14 protein-coding genes are annotated in these 18,934 nt (G+C 61.9%); all 14 read right to left on the bottom strand.

From position 1 onward, the window contains the following. Nucleotides 1-31 precede the first annotated feature (31 nt). The 14 genes from C8C92_RS02430 to C8C92_RS02365 all read right to left on the bottom strand — a co-directional run bounded on the left by C8C92_RS02430 (nucleotide 32) and on the right by C8C92_RS02365 (nucleotide 18,688). Nucleotides 32-973, bottom strand: coding sequence for a LysR family transcriptional regulator (locus tag C8C92_RS02430; protein WP_035823672.1), 942 nt, complete (start codon nucleotides 971-973; stop codon nucleotides 32-34). Between the two features lie 133 nt (nucleotides 974-1,106). Then, nucleotides 1,107-2,081 (bottom strand): glycoside hydrolase family 43 protein, encoded by a 975-nt coding sequence (locus C8C92_RS02425; protein WP_116745820.1) that lies wholly within the window; start codon nucleotides 2,079-2,081, stop codon nucleotides 1,107-1,109. Between the two features lie 3 nt (nucleotides 2,082-2,084). Beyond that, nucleotides 2,085-3,059, bottom strand: a complete 975-nt coding sequence (gene yjfF, locus C8C92_RS02420) for a galactofuranose ABC transporter, permease protein YjfF (protein WP_116742937.1) — start codon at nucleotides 3,057-3,059, stop codon at nucleotides 2,085-2,087. Then, a complete protein-coding gene (locus tag C8C92_RS02415) occupies nucleotides 3,056-4,126 on the bottom strand; it encodes an ABC transporter permease (protein ID WP_099761060.1) in 1,071 nt (356 codons plus the stop codon). Before C8C92_RS02415 ends, yjfF begins: the two co-directional genes overlap by 4 nt. Next, the gene (locus tag C8C92_RS02410) at nucleotides 4,123-5,676 is read right to left on the bottom strand and encodes a sugar ABC transporter ATP-binding protein (protein WP_243420092.1); all 1,554 of its coding nucleotides are present in this window, start codon (nucleotides 5,674-5,676) and stop codon (nucleotides 4,123-4,125) included. Before C8C92_RS02410 ends, C8C92_RS02415 begins: the two co-directional genes overlap by 4 nt. Before the next feature lie 9 nt (nucleotides 5,677-5,685). Then, entirely contained in the window at nucleotides 5,686-6,648 is a 963-nt protein-coding gene (locus C8C92_RS02405; RefSeq protein ID WP_116742936.1) for an ABC transporter substrate-binding protein, read from the bottom strand. A gap of 166 nt (nucleotides 6,649-6,814) precedes the next feature. Further along, complete coding sequence (locus C8C92_RS02400; protein ID WP_116742935.1) at nucleotides 6,815-9,172, bottom strand: glycoside hydrolase family 127 protein; 2,358 nt, start codon at nucleotides 9,170-9,172, stop codon at nucleotides 6,815-6,817. A 9-nt stretch (nucleotides 9,173-9,181) separates the two neighbouring features. After that, nucleotides 9,182-10,216 (bottom strand): arabinan endo-1,5-alpha-L-arabinosidase, encoded by a 1,035-nt coding sequence (locus tag C8C92_RS02395; protein ID WP_243420091.1) that lies wholly within the window; start codon nucleotides 10,214-10,216, stop codon nucleotides 9,182-9,184. Nucleotides 10,217-10,239: 23 nt separating this feature from the next. Beyond that, on the bottom strand, nucleotides 10,240-11,769 hold the full coding sequence (locus C8C92_RS02390; RefSeq protein ID WP_243420090.1) for a glycoside hydrolase family 43 protein: 1,530 nt from the start codon (nucleotides 11,767-11,769) through the stop codon (nucleotides 10,240-10,242). A 94-nt stretch (nucleotides 11,770-11,863) separates the two neighbouring features. Next, on the bottom strand, nucleotides 11,864-13,408 hold the full coding sequence (locus C8C92_RS02385) for an alpha-L-arabinofuranosidase C-terminal domain-containing protein (protein WP_116742934.1): 1,545 nt from the start codon (nucleotides 13,406-13,408) through the stop codon (nucleotides 11,864-11,866). A gap of 155 nt (nucleotides 13,409-13,563) precedes the next feature. Beyond that, nucleotides 13,564-14,331 carry an SDR family oxidoreductase gene (locus C8C92_RS02380; protein WP_116742933.1) on the bottom strand — a complete coding sequence of 256 codons (768 nt, stop codon included), beginning with the start codon at nucleotides 14,329-14,331 and terminating at the stop codon, nucleotides 13,564-13,566. A 35-nt stretch (nucleotides 14,332-14,366) separates the two neighbouring features. Continuing rightward, entirely contained in the window at nucleotides 14,367-15,944 is a 1,578-nt protein-coding gene (locus C8C92_RS02375; protein WP_116742932.1) for an aldehyde dehydrogenase (NADP(+)), read from the bottom strand. Then, on the bottom strand, nucleotides 15,941-16,933 hold the full coding sequence (araD1, locus tag C8C92_RS02370) for an AraD1 family protein (protein ID WP_116742931.1): 993 nt from the start codon (nucleotides 16,931-16,933) through the stop codon (nucleotides 15,941-15,943). The genes C8C92_RS02375 and araD1 overlap by 4 nt, the downstream gene beginning before the upstream one ends. A 12-nt stretch (nucleotides 16,934-16,945) precedes the next feature. Next, nucleotides 16,946-18,688: an IlvD/Edd family dehydratase gene (locus C8C92_RS02365; protein WP_116742930.1), complete on the bottom strand. Its 1,743-nt coding sequence runs from the start codon at nucleotides 18,686-18,688 to the stop codon at nucleotides 16,946-16,948. Between the last annotated feature and the right edge of the window lie 246 nt (nucleotides 18,689-18,934).

Below are 18,934 nucleotides of genomic sequence, written 5' to 3'. Positions count from 1 at the left end.
GAGGGTACGACCCCGGCATTTGCCGTTGGGTTTAATACATATCCGCCGCCGTGGCCCGCACAGCTTTCAGTAACATATCCGCCCCCGGCGACAGCAAATGATCCTGCTGGCGGATGATGCCGAAGGCATCCATCTTGCATGGCAGCTCGATGGGCAAAATGCTCAGCACGTTCAACGATTCGTAGTAGTGCGCCACTTCCGTCGGCATCACGTGCAGCGAATCCGTCTGCTGCAGCAGGGAGGTGATCAGCAGCAAGGCGGTGGTGTCGACGACGTCGACGGGCGGCTCCAGGCTGGCGCGGCGGAACATCATGTCGAAGCGGTGGCGCAGGATGCTGCCTTGCGGCGGCAAGATCCACGGCTGGCCCGCCAGGTCCTTCAATTGCAGATTCTTGCGCGACAGCAGCGGGTGGCCATTGCGCGCCACGGCGCTGGCTGGCTCTTCCGTCAACTCTTCGTAGATGAGTCCCGCGCTGCTTTCCTTTTCCAGGATGCGCCCGATCATGAAATCGAGCGTGCCGTGCTGCAGCATGTCCATCAGTGTATTGCTGTGCTCCAGGTGCACGCCGATGCGCATCAGCGGCGCCTGCTGCTTGATGCGGGCAATCGCGCGCGGCAGCAAGGCCATGGCCGGTGTCATGATGACGCCCACTTCCACCTGGCCCGTCAGGCCCGACTTCAGGGCGACGATGTCGTCATGCGCCAGGGACAGGCTCGTCAAGGCCATGCGCGCGTGGCGTATCATCGTTTCGCCGTAAATGGTCGGCTCCATGCCGCGCGGCAACCTGTCGAACAGGCGCACGTCGAGCATCTCTTCCAGGTCCTTGATTTGCTTGGACGCGGCCGGCTGCGTCATGTGCAATTCTTCCGCCGCGCGGTGGATGTTGCGCTGCTCGTCAAGGGCGATCAACAGCAGCAATTGCCGCGTCTTCAGGCGGGCTCGCAAGAACCAGTTGGGGTTGAGGGTATCCATGAATAAATCATATCATGATCGATATCAGTTTTAACTCAATATCGATATTCCAGATATCGGTGTGTCTCCTTTTTTGCAATTCAAAACCCAAGAGCAAAGGCTGGGGTCAGACCCGGCGGGTCTGACCCCGGTACTAACTTGCCTTGCAGGCGGCGCTGGGATTGGCTGCCGGGCCATCCGTTTGATGGATGAATTCGATCGTGCCGTCGGGCTTGTATTTCAGCTCTTCCACGGCCACGGAACGCCGGTATTCTCCACCGCCGGGCAACTTGTCGTTGTGATAGAAGATGTAGGACTTGCCATTGAACTCGATGATGGCCTGGTGGATGGTTTTCACCACGGCGTTCTTGTCCATGATGGCGCCGCGGAAATGCCACGGGCCCGTGGGCGTGGGGCCCGTCGAGTACGCTGTTTCTTCGGGGAAGTTGCGCGAGTACGACAAATAGTAGGTGCCAGCATGCTGGTGCATATACGCCGCTTCCGTGAACGCATCCATGCCGAAGGTCAGAATCGGGCCATCGAGCTCCGTCATGTTGGCTTTCAGCTTGGCGTATTTCAAGACCGTGTTGCCCCAGTAAATGTAGGCCTGGCCATCCGTGTCGATGAAAACAGCCGGGTCGATGTCGTCCCACGGGATCGCCGTCTGTTTCGTCATGTCGTTCGTGATCAGAGCACTGCCGCGCGCGTCGACGAACGGCCCCGTCGGGCTGTCCGAGACGGCCACGCCGATGGCCTTGCCGGCGATGGTTTGATGGTCGACGGTCGAGTAAAAATAGTATTTATTGCCGCGCTTGACGATGTCGCCAGCCCAGGCATCCTTGCCGGCCCAGGCAAACGTGGAAAAGCGCACGGGCGAGCCGTGGTCCGTCCAGTTGGCCATGTCGCACGAGGAATACACGCGCCACTCGTTCATCCGATAGTCCGTGTCGGTAGCGCTCGCTTCATCGTGGCCGACGTACAGATAGACCCTGCCATTGTCGACCAGCGCGGCCGGATCGCCCGTGTAGATATTTTTCACGATGGGATTGGCCGCCGGCGCATTGACTGCAATACAGGCGAGCGCCACCGCCATGCCGATGGCTGCGGCACGTTTATTCTGCTTCAACATCAATTAACTCCCGTTGGTATGTTTCTGGCCCATGGCCATCAGTCTTTGCACGACACAAAAGACGAACAGCAAGCCGCCGATGACGATCTTGGTCCACCACGAGCTGAGCGTGCCGTCGAAGGCGATCAGGGTCTGGATGGTACCGAGCACCAGCACGCCGGACAAAGCACCGGCCACGTAGCCATAGCCGCCGCTGAGCAGGGTGCCGCCGATGACGACGGCGGCAATCGCGTCCAGTTCCGTGCCTTGCGCATGCAAGCCATAGCCGGACAGCATGTAGAACGAAAACAGTACGCCGCCCAGGGACGCGCAAAAGCCGCTGAAGGCATAGATAAGCACCTTGGTGCGCCCCACGGGCAGCCCCATCATCAGGGCCGACTGTTCATTGCCGCCGATCGCATACACGGCGCGGCCGAACGGCGTGGCGTGCGCCAGCCAGATGGCCAGCAGCAAAGTGACCACGGCGATCACCACGCCGGGCGAGACAAAACCGCCAAGAAATTGCAATTGCGTCTGCGACATGGCCACGAACAGCGGGTCAGTGATGGTGATGGAATTGATGCTGATCAAGTAGCACAGCCCCCGCGCCAGAAACATGCCGGCCAGGGTCACGATGAAGGGCTGCAACTTGAAATAATGGATCAGCGCGCCCATGCTAGCGCCAAACACGGCGCCCAGCGCCAGCACGGTGACGATCACCAAGATTGGGGGCCAGTGCGCCACGTTGAGCAGCCAGGCGGCGATCATGGTCGACAGGGCCAGCACGGAGCCGACCGACAGATCGATGCCGCCGGAAACGATCACGAAAGTCATGCCGACGGCGATCACCAGCAAAAAGGCGTTATCGATCAACAGGTTAAAGATCACTTGCGTCGACAGCAGGCCCGGATAGGCGGCGCCGCCCAGGCCCAGCATCACCACCAGCAACAGCACGGTGACGAGCGAGGTGAAATACGGGGTGTGCAGCAAGCCCTTCATGCTTTTCTCCGATGCAGCAATTGCTTGAATTCCGACGATTGCGACAGGCAGACGAGGAACACGACGACCGACTTGACGACCATGTTCACCTCGGGCGGCACGCCCAGCGAATAGATCGTGTAGGTCAGGGTCTGGATGATGAGCGCGCCGATCATGCTGCCGACTAAGCTGAACTTGCCGCCCGCCAGAGACGTGCCGCCCAGAGTGACGGCCAGGATGGCATCGAGTTCCAGCATCAGGCCCGCATTGTTGGCGTCCGCGCTCTTGATGTTCGAGCTGATCATCAACCCCGACAGGCCCGCGCAGGCGGCGCAAAACACGTAGACGAAAAAGATCAAGGTCGCCGTCCTGATGCCGGCCAGGCGCGCGGCGACGGGGTTGATGCCGACGGCCTGGATGAACAGGCCCAAAGCGGTTTTCCGCATCAGCACGGCCGTGATAATGAACACGGCAGCGACGAGGAACAGCGAAAACGGCAAGCCGAACAAATAACCGCTGCCGATGAAGAAGTAAGGCTGATAGTAGACGGTGACGATCTGGCCATCCGTCAGCAGTTGCGCCAGGCCGCGCCCCGCCACCATCAGTATCAATGTCGCGACGATGGGCTGCAAGCCAAGACCGGCCACCAGCACGCCATTCCAGGCGCCGCACAGCAGGGCCGCGCCCAGGGCGGCCGCCAGGGCCCAGCCCATGGGGATATTGCTCACGTAGGTCGGCACGCCGTTGTCCATCACCATGGTGCCGCCGATCAGCATGGCGGCCACGGTGCCGGACAGGGCCACGACGGCGCCCACGGAAATATCGATGCCGCGCGTGGCGATCACCAGGGTCATGCCCAGCGCCGCCAGCATCAAGGGCGCCGCGCGGTTGACGATGTCGATCACGCTGCCGTACAGGTGACCGTCGCGCACTTCCAGATGGAAAAAGCCGGGGATGGCGAAGAAGTCGACCAGCAGCAGCAAGAACAGCGCGGCCAGGGGCCTGCTCAAAGGGTGATGCAAGACGGTATTCCCCGTAAAAAAAGCCGGGCGCGCCAAGGGCACGCTGGAGGGTGTGGATAAACTCATGTGGCGTCTCCGGCGATCACTTGCAGCACGGAACTGTCATCGAGCTCGCCGCGCGCATAGTCGCCGCAAGCCTTGCGGTCGCGCATGACCAGAATACGGTCGCTGCAGCGCAGCACTTCCGGCAATTCGGACGAGATGAACAAAATCGCCATGCCCTTGCGGCACAGTTTGCTCACATAACTCATGATTTCCTGCTTGGCGCGCACGTCGATGCCGCGCGTGGGTTCGTCCAGGATCAGCATGGCGGGCGAGGTCACCAGCCAGCGCGCCAGCAAGGCCTTTTGCTGATTGCCGCCGGACAAGCTGCCGATCGGCGTTTCGATACTGGCCGTCTTGATGCCCAGCGCCTTGACGTACTCATCGGCCAGCGCCTGCTGGCGTTTGAACGGGATGGCGCGCAGCAAACCCGTGCGGGCTTGCAAGGCTAAAATAATGTTTTCGCGCACGGACAGCGACAAAATCGCGCCCTCGTGCTTGCGGTCTTCCGAGCAAAAGCCGATATCGCGCGCAATCGCGTCGCGCGGCACGTGGAACTGGCACGGCTGGCCTTGCATGGTGATGGAGCCGGAATCGGCCTTGTCGGCGCCGAACAGCAAGCGCGCCAGTTCCGTGCGACCGGACCCCAGCAAGCCGGCCAGGCCCAGCAATTCACCCTGGCGGATGTGGAAATCCATGGGCAGCAAGGCACCCTTGCGGCCCAGTCCTTGCGCTTCGAGCACAGTCGGGCCAAAGCTGGCCGCGTCCGCTTCGTGCGCCAGGTCCAGCGCTTGCTCCTGCGTGTCGGCCGCCACACCGATCATCTTGTTCACCAGCGCCAGGCGCGACAGTTCGCTGCACGCATATTCCCCTTCGCGCTCGCCATTGCGCATGACGGTGATGCGGTCGGAGATGGCGTAGGTCTGGTCGAGAAAGTGGGTGACGAACAGAATCGCCATGCCCTGCTCGCGCAGGCGGCGCAGCACGGAAAACAGCAGATTGACTTCCGCCTCATCGAGGCTGGACGTAGGTTCGTCGAGGATCAGCACGCGGGCCGAAATATTCAGCGCGCGCGAAATGGCCACCATTTGCTGGATCGCCAGCGGAAAGCTGGACAATTGCGCCGTGACATCGATATCGATCTGCAATTGCTGCAGCAAGGCACGCGCCTGTTGCTGCATGGAACGCCAGTCTATGGGGCCAAACCGCGCGCCAAAGCGGCGCGGGTAGCGGCCGATAAAAATGTTTTCCGCCACCGACAGGTTCGGGCACAGATTGACTTCCTGGTACACGGTGCTGATGCCCAGCGCCTGCGCGTCCGAGGTGGAGGCGGGGGCGATGGGCTTGCCGTCAAACAGGATCTGGCCGCTGTCGGGCGTGTAGACGCCCGTCAGCACCTTGATCAGGGTCGACTTTCCGGCGCCGTTTTGTCCCATCAAGGTGTGCACTTCGCCCGGATACAGGCGCAGGGCAACATCGCTGAGGGCTTTGACGCCGGGGAAGGCTTTACTGATGCCGCGCAACTCCAGCAAGGGAGCTGGCGCGGCCGTGTGATGCGCTTGCGTCTTCATCATGCGGCAAGCTTAGTACTTACGGTTCGGAAATTCCTTGGCGGCCACCTCGGCAGGGAACACGTTCTCCACCGTCGTGATGCGCGCTGGCACGGGTTTACCGGCCACCACATCGCGGGCGATGGACATCAGTTGCGGGCCCAGCAGCGGGCTGCATTCCACGGTGACGTTCAGCTTGCCAGCGATCATCGCTTCGAACGCGCCTTTCACGCCATCGATCGAGATGATGATGATGTCCTTGCCCGGCTTCATGCCCGCTTCTTCGATGGCCTGGATGGCGCCGATGGCCATGTCGTCATTGTGCGCGTACAGCACGTTGATCTTCTTGCCTTCGGCTTTCAGGAACGCTTCCATCACTTCCTTGCCCTTGGCGCGCGTAAAGTCGCCCGTTTGCGAACGGATGATCTTCATCTTCGGATTCTTGCCCACCACTTCCAGGAAGCCCGCCTTGCGGTCGATGGCGGGCGCGGAACCGACCGTGCCCTGCAGTTCGACGATATTCAAGGTGGCATCCGGGGTTTTCTTGGCGTGCTCGAGCAGCCATTGGCCCGCGCGGCGGCCCTCTTCCACGAAGTCGGAACCGATGAAGGTCACGTACAGCGATTTATCGGCCACGTTGACGGCGCGGTCCGTCAAAATGACGGGAATCTTGGCAGCCTTGGCTTCGCGCAGCACCGTATCCCAGCCCGATTCGACGACCGGCGAGAAGGCGATCACGTCGACTTTTTGCGCGATGAACGAGCGCAGGGCCTTGACTTGGTTTTCCTGCTTTTGCTGGGCATCGGCAAATTTCAGGGTGACGCCATCTTTCTTGGCGGCCTCCTTGATGGAGACGGTATTGGCGGTGCGCCATTCGCTCTCGGCGCCTACCTGCGAAAAGCCCATGACGAGGGGCTTGGCGGCGAAGGCGGAAGAAGTAGCGGACAGTGCCAACAACATGGCGCTGGCGAGGAGTGTGCGGCGTGTCAATTTCATTCTTGTCTCCAGTTTTTTTTGGAATACCATCACAGCCGGATGCAGGATGGGCGGTTTTTTATGAACCCATGGTAGGAGAAAGCAACATAGCCATCCAATCAATTCTTTTTCGCTTGCGATACCGATTTGCGTATCACCGGATGGTCGCCTAGCTTCCTGCCTCCCGTCAGCGCAGCAGGCGCAGCCCGTACAGGCCGCCCGCCACGGAATTCTTGCCGGCGACAAATTTCACGCGCAATTTGCCCTTGGCCGCTTTGACCAGCTCGGCAGGCAAGGCCACATCCACCGTATGCAGCTCTTGCGGCGCATCGGCCGCCACGGCAATGGTCTCGACCTTGAAGCCGTTGATCAAGACGTCGAAGACGCGGCCCGCGTCCAGGGTGGACAGAGTCAGGCGCAATATCGCCGCTGCACCTTGCGGGTCGCTCAGTTCATAGCTGAACCAGCCCGTGGCATGGCGCCAGTGCCTGCCCTTGTTGACGCCGTTTTCTCCCCCCTCGGCCTGGAAGTTGTGGTCGGACTCGGGCTGCTGTTGTCCGGGCGCCACCTGGTCGATGGTGAGCGCATCGAGCGCCAGGCGCTGCGCCTCGGCTTGCCGGGTGGTTTCCTGCAGCTGCGCCAGGCTGGCGGTCGTGGATACGGGCCAGTACAGCATGTAGCGAGAGTCATGCAGGCGGAAGAACGGGATCAGTTTTATCTTCGCCGCATCCTTGCCCTGGATCAGCCCGGGCGCCGTGAACGTCAGCGGCTGGCCGTTCACGGGGCGGATTCTCCGCATGAAATCCTTCTCATCGCTGACGAACAGCGGCGACGATTCCAGCGGACAGACTTGCCCCTGGGCGATATGGCCCATGCGCGAATCGTCGGCAAAATAGTTCAGTTGTTCATTCGCGAACGGCTGCGTCTTGGCGGCCAGCACGATGGGGCCATGCAGCACGGCATAGTAATTCGACTGGTCCGGCATCTGCTCCAGGCGCGTCGTCATCGGCAGGGTCACGTCCACGGTGTCGCCCACTTTCCAGGCGCGCGTGATCGTCACGTATTCGCCGGGGGCGCCGTTCACGCGCATGGCCTTGCCATTGAGCTTCAGGCGCAGCTTGCCTTTGGCTACCCACTGCGGGTAGCGGATCTTCATGCTGAACGTCTTATTTCCCTGCACGGTGATGCGCGTCGTGTCCTGGTCGGGGAATTGCGTGCTCTGGATAATCCTGACACCCTGCTCTTTCCAATCGAGCGTGGAGGCCATGAACAGGTTCACGTACAGGGCGTCACCTTCATGCGCGTAGATGAACTCGCCATATTTGGCCTGGCTCTCGATGCCGGAACCCACGCAGCACCACATGCCCTTGTCCACCTGCGAATACACGCGGTAGTGATTCGGGCGCATGGGCGTGAAATACACAAAACCGCCCGTGCCGGGGCGCTGCGACGACAAAATATGGTTGTACAGGGCGCGCTCGTAGTAATCCGCGTAGCGCACCTGCTCATCGCGGCGGAACAGTTGCCCGGTGAGCTTGAGCATATTGTAGGTATTGCACGTTTCCGGCCCTTCGACCTCTTCCACCATCGAGGAAAAGTCGTGCTCGTCGTGAAAATGTTCCTTGACGCTATTGCCGCCGATGGCCACCGTGCGCTTGTCATGTACGGTTTGCCAAAAGAATTGCGCCGCCTGCTGCCAGTCGCGCCTGCCCGTCAATGCACCGATACGCTCGAAGCCGATGACTTTCGGGATTTGCGTATTCGCATGCAAGCCCGTCAGCTTGTCCTGCTGCTGCGCCAGAGGCTGCAGGATGGCCTGGTGCGAAAAGCGCACGGCCAGGTCCATGTATTTCTGCTCGCCCGTCATGGCGTAGACGTCGGCCAGCACTTCATTCATGCCGCCGTGCTCGGCGCGCAGCATCGCCTGCATCTGTGCATCGGTAAGCGAGACCGACAGATTCACGGCCCAGTCCGACAAGGCGATCAGCATGGTTTTCGCTTCAAGATTGCCGGCGTACTGGTAGGCGTCGCGCAAGCCGGCGAACACCTTGTGCAGGTTGTACCACGGCACCCAACGACCATTGACGGAGAAGGTGTCGGCCTGCAGTTTTCCCTTGGCAATGGCTTGCCAGGCGGCATTGCCGTCGGGGATGCCGCCCAGGTAGCCATTACCGTTGGCGTCCTGGCATTTCTTCAATTCCGCCAGCATGTAGTCGAGGCGTTCGCGCGCCTGCGCGTCGCCCGTCGATGCCACCATCAGGGCCAGCGCGGACAGGTAATGCCCGCCCATGTGGCCATCGAGGCCCGTCGATTCCCAGTTGCCATAGCTGGGCTGGATCTGCGGCAAGCCCGCTTCGCGGCGAAATGGCGCCAGCAATTTGTCCGGTTCGAAGGCCAGCAAATAATGCAAGTCCGTCGTTTGCGCATCGAGGAAAGGTCCCGCTTTCAAGCGTACGGACGAGAGGGGAAACAGTTCAGCGGCGGGGAGTAGCTGCGTGACAAGGCCGCCGGCGGCCAGCGCCAGCGTCAACAAGGTCTTTTTCATGGCGCGCCCTCAGGGTTTGGCGGCCGGCAGCTCGCGGCTGTGATAGCGGTTCAAATCGCGCGCATCGACCTGCGGCCAGCCCTCCTGGTCCCACGTCATGGGCAGGATCTTGAGCTTCTGCAAATAATTGTCCGCCGTCTCATACGCGTGCAGCACCAGGTAATCCTTGCCGTCAAACGTGTAGGCGCTATTGTGGCCCAGGCCTTGCCAATCCTTGTCGCCCTGCAGCACCACGGTGCCGCCGCCCTGCGCCATGTCGCGCCCGTTCTTGTCCAGATAAGGCCCCGTCACGCTCTTGGCGCGGCCCACTGCCAGGTGATACGTGCTTTTTTCTTTCTGGCAACACAGGCCCCACGAGACGAACAGGAAGTAATCGTTGCCGCGCTGGAAGATGAACGGCGCCTCGATTTCCTCGGGCGCGGGCTTGAATTCGCCCGCGCGTGGCGGCAGCGGTGCCCGGCGCGCCAGCGAGTGCCACTCTTGCGGTTCCGCAATAGTTTTCCAGTCCGCATTGAGTTTCACCAGCTTGATGCCGTTCCAGAACGAGCCGAACGACATCCACGGCGTGCCCTTGGCATCGGTGATGATGTTCGAATCGATGGCATTCCACTCGTCGCGCTCGGGCACCGATTGCAGCAACATGCCCTGGTCGACCCAGCGGTAGTCGGGCGAGCGGGGATTCAAGGTGGTATTGACAGTCACGCCGATGCCGGACGTGTTCTTGCCGAAGCCGGAAACCGAGTAATACAGGTAGTATTTTCCGTCGTGAAATTGCACGTCGGGCGCCCAGATATGGTCGTCAAAGCTGGGAGCGGCTGTCTTGGCCCACGTGGGCTGGCCCGCAAAGACGCGCCCTTCCGGCTGCCAGTCGACCATGTTTTTCGAACTGTAGAAGGTGATGCCGGGGCCCGTGCTGTACAGATAATACGTATCGCCTTCCTTCGCCATCACGGGGTCGTGCACGCTCACTTGCGCGGCATGGCAGGACAGCGCCAGCAAGGTGGCGGTAACAGCGGCCAGGCCGCGCTTGAGCGTTTGCATCATTGTTTTCCTTTGACTTTGACTTGTTAGTTGCCCGTGCGGGCGCCCCACAGCGACACGCCATCGGCGGACTGCACCGTGAACGTGACGACAAAGGTGCCGGCATTGCCATTCCACTGGCGCGACAGCACGCCATGGAACAGGCCGCCGGACACCAGGGTAATGGCGATCAGATTGTTGCCCTGGTGTATCCAGCTCCCCACCTGCGCGCCCGTGATGGTGCCGTCCGCCAGCAAATTGATGGATTGCGACAGCTTGAGCACCGTGGAAATATCCTTGCCATGATTCACCAATTGATAGCTGCCCGCCACGTCCGCTGCCACCACTTGCGCCGCCAGCGGCGTGGCGCTGCGACTCAATGGCACATAACGGAATGGCGCCGCCACCAGCCAGCCATCGCCATTCATGAACAATTCGTGCACGCGGATCTCGTGCAACTCGCCCGTGTTCGGGAAGCGCGTATGGAAGATCAGGAAATACTGCTGCGTGGCGGCATCGTATACCGCCGAATTGTGTCCTGGCGACACATATCCCAGCGGCGTGCCCGTCTCGCCAGCGGTCAGCGCGAATTGATGGTTGCCCATCAGCTTCTGGCCAAAGGGTGCGATGCTGGCGTCGTCGAACAGGGGCAAGGCGGGGTTGGACTTGACCTGGCGCATATCGTTGCCCTTGCCATCCACGTACGGGCCGTCCGGCGCGCGCGAACGGGCCACGCGCATATTGTAGGCGCCGTTGGCATCCAGGCCGCCAAACGACGTAAACAGGTAGTAATACTGCGTTTGCGGGCTGTACAGCACGTAGGCGCCCTCGATGCGGCTATGGTTGCCGCCGATCACGTGCTTGCCATAGCCCTGCCCCGCGACAGGCAAGCCCGTGGCCGGGTCCATGGCGAGGATGAAGATGCCGCCCGAATACGAACCGTAGGTCATCCACAGCTTGCCGGCAGCGTCGCGGAAGGTGTTCGGGTCGACCACGTTCGGTTGCGTCAGCGCATCGTAGATAGTCACGCCATCCTCGCTGATCTGGCCCCACATGCCCGATTTCAGGAAAATCTTCTGATTGACATATGGGCCTTCCACTTTGTCCGCCAGGGCCAGGCCCATGGCGGAACGGGGCGAATCGCCCTTGCAGCTGTTGTAGTACATGGCGAACTTGCCATTGTCGAGCGCGATCACGTCGGGCGCCCACAGGCCCGTCACTTGGGACCAGGCAAAGGTGTCGGCCAGGCTGGTGACCACATTGTTGAACAGGGGGTTGCTGGCATTGACGCCGTCGGCCATCTTCGTCCAGTTCATCAAGTCGGTGGATTTGGCAGCCGCCAGGTGCGAGCCGAACACATAATAGGTGCCGGCCACCTTGATCACGGACGGGTCGTGCACGGAGGCATTGCTAAAAGTGATGGCGCCTTGTACTGGTGGAACGACAGCGGGAGGGACGACCGGCGGCACCACGGGCGGCGTGACGGAGACGACAGGCGCGCTATCGGACGAACCACCGCCACAGGCGGCCAGGGCCATGGCGCTACCCAGCGCCAGCACAGCTTCTCTTCTGTTCATGGAATACTTTCTCTACAACGTGCAGCACGATGCGGCTGGCCGGCGCGGGAAAGCTCCCGCACCGGCACAGAGTAGACAGCAGGAAGCCAGGCGTTTATTCGACGGCCACCACCACCACGGCCTTGGCCGGCACCGACACGGTCAGCTTGCCGCCTTGCGCCTTGGCATTGAACGCCACCGGCTGCACGGCTTGCGGTTGCGCAAAGCTGTTGACGGCATCCATCTTGCCGGCGGTCAACACACGGCCCGTCACGCTGGCCACTTGCTTGCCTGCCAGCGCCACGCTCACGTCGACGGCCTTGTGCGGGTTCGTGTTGACCAGCGACAAGTACACCTTGCCATCCTTGGCGCGCGCGGCCGAGGCGCTCACTTCGGGAATGCTGACCTTGCCCAGGCTGTATTTGCCATTGCCAGCGATGGCCACCGGCAGCGAGGTGGCGTCCTGGAACGGCACGTACATTTCAAATGCATGATACGTGGGGGTAAGGAAATATTTGTCCTTGTCCGTGATGATCATCGCTTGCAGCACGTTGACCATTTGCGCGATATTCGTCATGCGCACGCGGTCCGCGTGTTGGTGGAAAATATTGAAATTCAGGGCCGCGACGAGCGCATCGCGCAAGCTGTTTTGCTGGAACAAGAAGCCCGTGTTGGTGCCCGGCTCCACGTCGTACCAGGTACCCCATTCGTCGACGTACAAGCCCGTCTTTTTCGAGGGATCGTTCTTGTCGATGGCGGCGAGATTGTTCTTGATCAAGCTATCGATGCGCAACGTGCGGCTCAAGGTGGAAATCCACTCATTTTCACCAAAGCCCGTGGCCGCGCCCTTCTTTTCCCACACGCCGGTCGGCACCGTGTAGTAGTGGAAACTGATGGCATCCATCATGTTCGGCTTGATCTCGCGGCTCAGCGTGCCGGACCAGCTGATGTCGTCGTCATTGCCGCCGCTGGCGATGAATTTCGGGCGCGCGCTTTCCGGCGTCTTCATGAAGGTGTGATAGTGCTTGTACAGGTCGGCGTAGTACTGCGGGCGCATATTGCCGCCGCAACCCCAGGCTTCGTTGCCAATGCCAAAGTAATCGACCTTGTACGGCTGCGCGCGGCCATTCTTGCGGCGCAGCTCGGCCAGGGTCGACTTGCTGTCCGAGGTCATGTATTCGAGCCACTCGGACATTTCCTGTGGCGTGCCGGAACCGAGGTTGCCGTTGATATAGGTTTGCGCCCCCAGCAATTCCGCCAGGTCGAAGAATTCATGCGTGCCGACGGCATTCGACTCTTCCACACCACCCCAGTTGGTGTTGACCTTGGTCGGACGCTGCGCGCGCGCGCCGATGCCGTCCTTCCAGTGGTATTCATCGGCAAAGCAGCCGCCCGGCCAGCGCACCAGCGGCACGTGCAACTGTTTCAGCGCGCCCAGCACGTCGTTGCGCCAGCCTTTGGTGTTGGGAATGCTGGACTCCGGCCCCACCCACATGCCTTCGTAAATACCGGTCCCCAGGTGCTCGGCGAACTGGCCGTAGACGTTCTTGTTGATCACGGGACCGGGCCTGGCCACGTCGATGGTGACACTGACGGGCGCGGCAAAGGCGCTGCCGGCGACGAGGCTCAAGGCCACGATGCTGGTATGGATGAATTTCATGCTGTCTCCTGTTTTTGAGTGAAAAGCAAGGGCCGGGGTCAACCCGGCGATGGAATGGCGATGCCTCTCCTGCCGCGGGGTTGGGGCGGCAAGAGCGGTGTTTCAAGATCGGAGTTGCCGGTCAGTGCCGGCGCGAATAAACGGCGCGGGGGCGCTTACACCCAGCCGGCATCGACGATGAATTCCTGACTGGAACACATCGCGCCGTCGTCCGATGCAAGGAACAGCACCATGGCGGCGATGTCCTGTGGCATCAGCTTGCTTGGCAAGCATTGGCTTTTCTTGATTTCCGCTTCCGCCGCCTCGTCGACCCACAGGTCGATCTGGCGCTGCGTCATGACCCAGCCCGGCGTAACCGTGTTGACGCGAATATTGTGGGCGCCATAATCGCGCGCCAGGCCCCGCGTCAGGCCCACGACGGCCGCCTTGGTGGTGGCATACACAGGGTAGCCGCCCGACTTCATGTGCCAGGAAATCGAGCTGACGTTGATGATGGAACCGCCGCCCTGGCGCTTCATGCCCTCGAAGACGGCCTGGCACGTAAAGAACATCGGGCGCTGATTGATCGCAATACGCTCGTTCCAGTATTCCAGGGTAACGTCCTGCGCCTGGTGGCGCTGGTCGTTGGCGGCATTGTTGACGAGGATATCGAAGTCGCCCAGCTTCTGCGCCAGTTCCGCCATGACGGCTTGCAGCGATGCAATATCCGTGATGTCGCAATGGCGGAACAAGGGCGCCGTCAGGCCCGCTTCGGCCAGGCGGCGGCACAAGGCCTCGCTCGCTTCCACGGCAATGTCGACAAACGCCACCAGCGCGCCCTGGGCGGCAAACTCCGCCACCAAAGATTCGCCGATGCCGCTGCCGCCACCCGTGATGAACACGCGCTTGCCCTGCAAGCTGCCATATTTCGCCAATTGCTTCATTTTGTCTCCGCCTGTGTATTTTTTATTTTTTGTAATTAACGTTTGCCCAGCACGCCATCGTGACGGCGCCAGATACTGAGCGGATTATCATCGCGCAGCGACTCCGGCAGCAAGTCTTGCGGCAGGTTCTGGTAAGACACGGGACGCAGGAAGCGGTTGATGGCCGCCGTGCCGACCGAGGTGCTGCGGCCGTCCGACGTGGCCGGGAACGGGCCGCCGTGCACCATGGCCGTCGACACTTCCACGCCCGTCGGGAAACCGTTGGCCAGGATGCGGCCCACGCGGCGCTCCAGCACGGGCAGCAAACGGCGCGCATCTGCCACGTCGCCGGCATCCATCTGCAAGGTGGCCGTCAGCTGGCCTTCCAGGCTTTCCGTGATCGCCAGCAACTGTTGCATGTCACGGCAGGCCACCAGCAGCGAGGCGGGACCGAAGACTTCGTCGCGCAGATCGTGCCTGGCCAAAAACGCCTCGCCCGAGGTGACGAACAGGGCGGCGGCGCCCTTGCCTTCCTCGCCCGTGTTATGCACCAGCGGTGTCACGTCGGCATGCTGCGCCAGCGCGGCGACGCCCTTCGCATAGCTGCTGGCGATGCCGGCCGTCAACATGGTGGCGGCCGGGGCCGGCGCCAGTGCTTCGGCGGCGGCGGCGGCAAACGCCGTAAAGTCAGCGCCTTCCAGGCCCAGCACGAGGCCGGGATTGGTGCAGAACTGGCCCACGCCCATCGTCAGCGAAGCGGCAAAGCCGCTGGCAATGGCTGCGCCACGGGCGGCCAAGGCTTGCGGCAGCACGAACACGGGGTTGATGCTGCTCATTTCCGCATACACGGGTATCGGTTGCGCACGTTCCGCCGCCACCTTCATCAGGGCGATGCCGCCCGAACGCGAACCCGTAAAACCGACAGCCTGGATGGCCGGATGGGCCACCAGGGCCTGGCCGATGCCATTACCCGTGCCTGTCAGCAAGGCGAACACGCCTGCCGGCAGCTGGCAAATCGCGATGGCTTTGACGATGGCGCGCGCCACCAGTTCCGACGTGCCAGGGTGGGCCGAGTGGGCTTTCAGCACGACAGGGCAGCCGGCAGCCAGGGCCGAGGCCGTATCGCCGCCAGCCACCGAGAAGGCCAGCGGGAAGTTACTGGCCGCAAACACGGCGACGGGGCCCAGGCCGATCATGCGCAAGCGCAAGTCAGGACGCGGCGGCGTGCGCTCGGGCAAAGCCGAATCGATGCGCGCATCGGTCCACGAGCCTTCGCGCAGCAAGCCGGCGAACAGTTTTAACTGCCCCACCGTGCGGCCACGTTCGCCTTCCAGGCGCGCGCGCGGCAAGCCGCTTTCCGTCATGGCGCGCACGATCAAGTCGTCGCCCAATTCGCCGATTTGCGCGGCGATGGTGTCGAGAAAATCGGCACGCTGCGCATCGCTGGTGGCGCGGAACGGGTCGAACGCGGCTTGCGCCAGGCGGCAAGCCGCGTCGATTTGCGCTACGTCAACCATGTGGAAGGCAGGCGCGATGTGCGCGCGCGCGGCCGGGTCCCACGCTTCGAAGGAGCCGCCATGGCCCTTGACGGCGACGCCGCCGATCAATGCATCACCGCTGATATTGAAACTCATAATGTGCTCACTTTCGCAAATTCGGTTGGGAAGACGTCGAGGCGGTTGCGCAAGGCAGGGCCAAAGGCCGGCGCTTCGATTTCAAAGGTTTCGCCCGGCGCCACGCTTACGCCATCGGCAAAGCTCAGGGTCGCCGTGCCGAAGAAATGCACGTGCACGTCGCCAGGGCGCTTGAACAGCGGATACTTGAAGTGATGGTGTTCCAGGTTGGCAATCGTGTGCGACATATTGTCTTCGCCGCTGACAAAGGCCTTTTCCCAGCGCACCTTGCCGGCCGCATCGAGCACGCGCGAAGCGCCAGCGATGTGCGCGGGCAATTCGCCCACCAGCAGGGCCGGTCCCACGCTGCACATGCGCAGCTTCGAATGGGCCAGGTACAGATAGTTCTGGCGTTCCGTCACATGGTCCGAGAATTCATTGCCGATGGCGTAGCCGACCCGGTACGGCTGGCCGTCGTCGCCGATCACGTACAGGCCGGCGATTTCCGGCTCTTCGCCGCCATCGAGGGCGAAATCCGGCATGCGCAGCGGCTGGCCGCTGGCGCGCACGATGGAGCCATCGCCTTTATAGAACCATTCTGGCTGGGCGCCGGCCGTGCCATCGGCCGGCTTGCCGCCCTCCACACCCAGGCGGAACATTTTCATCGAGTCGCTCAGGGAATCGGCATCGCCGCCGATCTTCTTGTGCATGGCGTCGCGCGCACCGGCGCTGCCCAGGTGGGTCAGGCCCGTGCCCGTCACGTAGCAGTGCGCTTCATCGGCGTGGTCGAGCGGAGGCAACACACGCCCGGCAGCGGCCACGTCCGCATAGGCATGCGTGGTGTTGCCGACGGTGGCGTTGACCAGCTCCGCCAGGCTGACCTTTTTGCGGATGGCGTCTTGCGCCAGCGCATACGTCGTGTTGTAGCCTTCGATGACGCGGATGACGTCGTCTTGCAGCAGGCCGACGAGGCGGCCGCCATGTTCATTCATAAATTGCAGCAACAGCATAATGGTCTCCGCTTAATGTGAGTGGCGCGGCACGGCGGAACCGCGATTGCCGACCAGGAAGTCGAAATCGCAGCCTTCGTCGGCCTGCAACACGTGTTCGATATACAGCTGCTGGTAGCCGCTCTTCGGTCCGGGCGCGCTGCCCAGCTCGCGCTTCGCCAGGCGCTCGGCGATTTCCGCGTCGCTGATGTCGATGTTCAGGCTGCCGGCGTGGCAATCGAGGGCGATCATGTCGCCATCGCGCACAATGCCCAGCGGGCCGCCGGCCATCGCTTCCGGCGCCACGTGCAGCACGACGGTGCCGTAGGCGGTGCCGCTCATGCGCGCATCCGAGATGCGCACCATGTCGGTGATGCCCTGCGCCAGCAGTTTCGGCGGCAAGCCCATGTTGCCCACTTCGGCCATGCCCGGATAACCTTTCGGGCCGCAATTTTTCATCACCAGCACGGAGTCGGCATCGACATCAAGGTCCGGATCGAGGATGCGCGATTTGTAATGTTCAAAGTCTTCGAAGACGACGGCCTTGCCCCGATGCTGCATCAGATGCGGCGAGGCGGCCGACGGTTTCAAGACGGCGCCGCGTGGCGCCAGGTTGCCGCGCAACACGCAAATGCCGCCATCGGCCAGCAGCGGGTTGTCCAGGGTGCGCACCACTTCATCGTTGTAGATCGGCGCTTCGACGCAGTTGTCCCAGATCGACTTGCCGTTGACGGTCAGCGCATTTTTATGTGGCAACAAATCGCCCTCGCCCAGGCGGCGTATCACGGCCGGCAAGCCGCCCGCGTAGTAAAACTCTTCCATCAGGAAACGGCCCGACGGCAGCAAGTCGACGATGGTCGGCGTGCCGCGGCCTACCTTGGTCCAGTCTTCCAGCTCCAGCGGCACGCCGATGCGCCCGGCAATCGCTTTCAGGTGGATCACGGCATTGGTCGAACCGCCGATGGCGGCGTTGACCTTGATGGCGTTTTCAAACGCCTCGCGCGTCAGCACTTTCGACAGGCGCAGGTCTTCATGCACCATTTCAACGATGCGGATGCCCGACATGTGCGCCAGCACGTAGCGGCGCGAATCGACGGCGGGGATGGCCGCGTTGTGCGGCAACGAGGTGCCCAGCGCTTCGGCCATGCTGGCCATCGTCGAAGCCGTGCCCATGGTGTTACAGGTACCGGCCGAGCGCGACATGCCCGATTCGGCCGACATGAACTGGTGCAAGGTGATCGATCCGGCCTTCATCTGCTCGTGCAACTGCCACACGGCCGTGCCGGAACCGATATCTTTGCCGTTCAGCTTGCCGTTCAGCATGGGGCCGCCGCTGACGACGATGGTGGGAATGTCGACGCTGGCCGCGCCCATCAGCAGCGCCGGCGTGGTCTTGTCGCAGCCGACCAGCAGCACGACGGCGTCCATCGGATTGCCGCGGATCGATTCTTCCACGTCCATCGAGGCTAGGTTGCGCGTCAGCATGGCGGTGGGGCGCAGATTCGATTCGCCGTTCGAGAAGACGGGGAATTCCACGGGGAAACCGCCCGCTTCCAGGATACCGCGCTTGACGTGTTCGGCCAGCTGGCGGAAATGCGCATTGCAGGGGGTCAGTTCGGACCAGGTATTGCAGATGCCGATGATGGGCTTGCCATGAAATTCGTGGTCAGGTATGCCCTGGTTTTTCATCCAGCTGCGGTACATGAAGCCATTCTTGTCCTGCGAGCCGAACCACTCGGCCGAGCGCAGGGCCACCTTCTTTTTTGTCTCAGACATGCCATTCTCCTGGTTGTGCCATGCCGGATCTAAGGTCGTCGGCCCGGGCAGCGATGTTGGAATACTAAAGAATCCTGCCATGCCTTTCCAATCAATTTTTAATGCGTTCCGATATCGAAAACGGTATCAGCATGCGCCAATGAAAACGCCCTGCGGGCGCATGGCGGCAGGGCGTGGAAGGTTTTCAGTCCGCGTTACCCCAGCAAAGGCCGGGGTCGTACCCTAAGGGTACGACCCCAGATTTCG

This window comes from Janthinobacterium sp. 78 (genome assembly GCF_003096775.1).
Taxonomy (GTDB): Bacteria; Pseudomonadota; Gammaproteobacteria; order Burkholderiales; family Burkholderiaceae_D; genus Janthinobacterium; species Janthinobacterium tructae.
This window is presented reverse-complemented; position numbering and strand designations above follow the sequence as displayed.

Coding starts and splice junctions, on each gene's coding strand:
- C8C92_RS02430 (WP_035823672.1), bottom strand. CDS start 973: ATGGATACCCTCAACCCCAACTGGTTCTTGCGAGCCCGCCTGAAGACG.
- C8C92_RS02400 (WP_116742935.1), bottom strand. CDS start 9,172: ATGAAAAAGACCTTGTTGACGCTGGCGCTGGCCGCCGGCGGCCTTGTC.
- C8C92_RS02385 (WP_116742934.1), bottom strand. CDS start 13,408: ATGAAATTCATCCATACCAGCATCGTGGCCTTGAGCCTCGTCGCCGGC.
- C8C92_RS02375 (WP_116742932.1), bottom strand. CDS start 15,944: ATGAGTTTCAATATCAGCGGTGATGCATTGATCGGCGGCGTCGCCGTC.
- C8C92_RS02415 (WP_099761060.1), bottom strand. CDS start 4,126: ATGAGTTTATCCACACCCTCCAGCGTGCCCTTGGCGCGCCCGGCTTTT.
- C8C92_RS02395 (WP_243420091.1), bottom strand. CDS start 10,216: ATGATGCAAACGCTCAAGCGCGGCCTGGCCGCTGTTACCGCCACCTTG.
- C8C92_RS02425 (WP_116745820.1), bottom strand. CDS start 2,081: ATGTTGAAGCAGAATAAACGTGCCGCAGCCATCGGCATGGCGGTGGCG.
- araD1 (WP_116742931.1), bottom strand. CDS start 16,933: ATGCTGTTGCTGCAATTTATGAATGAACATGGCGGCCGCCTCGTCGGC.
- C8C92_RS02410 (WP_243420092.1), bottom strand. CDS start 5,676: ATGATGAAGACGCAAGCGCATCACACGGCCGCGCCAGCTCCCTTGCTG.
- C8C92_RS02390 (WP_243420090.1), bottom strand. CDS start 11,769: ATGAACAGAAGAGAAGCTGTGCTGGCGCTGGGTAGCGCCATGGCCCTG.
- yjfF (WP_116742937.1), bottom strand. CDS start 3,059: ATGAAGGGCTTGCTGCACACCCCGTATTTCACCTCGCTCGTCACCGTG.
- C8C92_RS02380 (WP_116742933.1), bottom strand. CDS start 14,331: ATGAAGCAATTGGCGAAATATGGCAGCTTGCAGGGCAAGCGCGTGTTC.
- C8C92_RS02405 (WP_116742936.1), bottom strand. CDS start 6,648: ATGAAATTGACACGCCGCACACTCCTCGCCAGCGCCATGTTGTTGGCA.
- C8C92_RS02365 (WP_116742930.1), bottom strand. CDS start 18,688: ATGTCTGAGACAAAAAAGAAGGTGGCCCTGCGCTCGGCCGAGTGGTTC.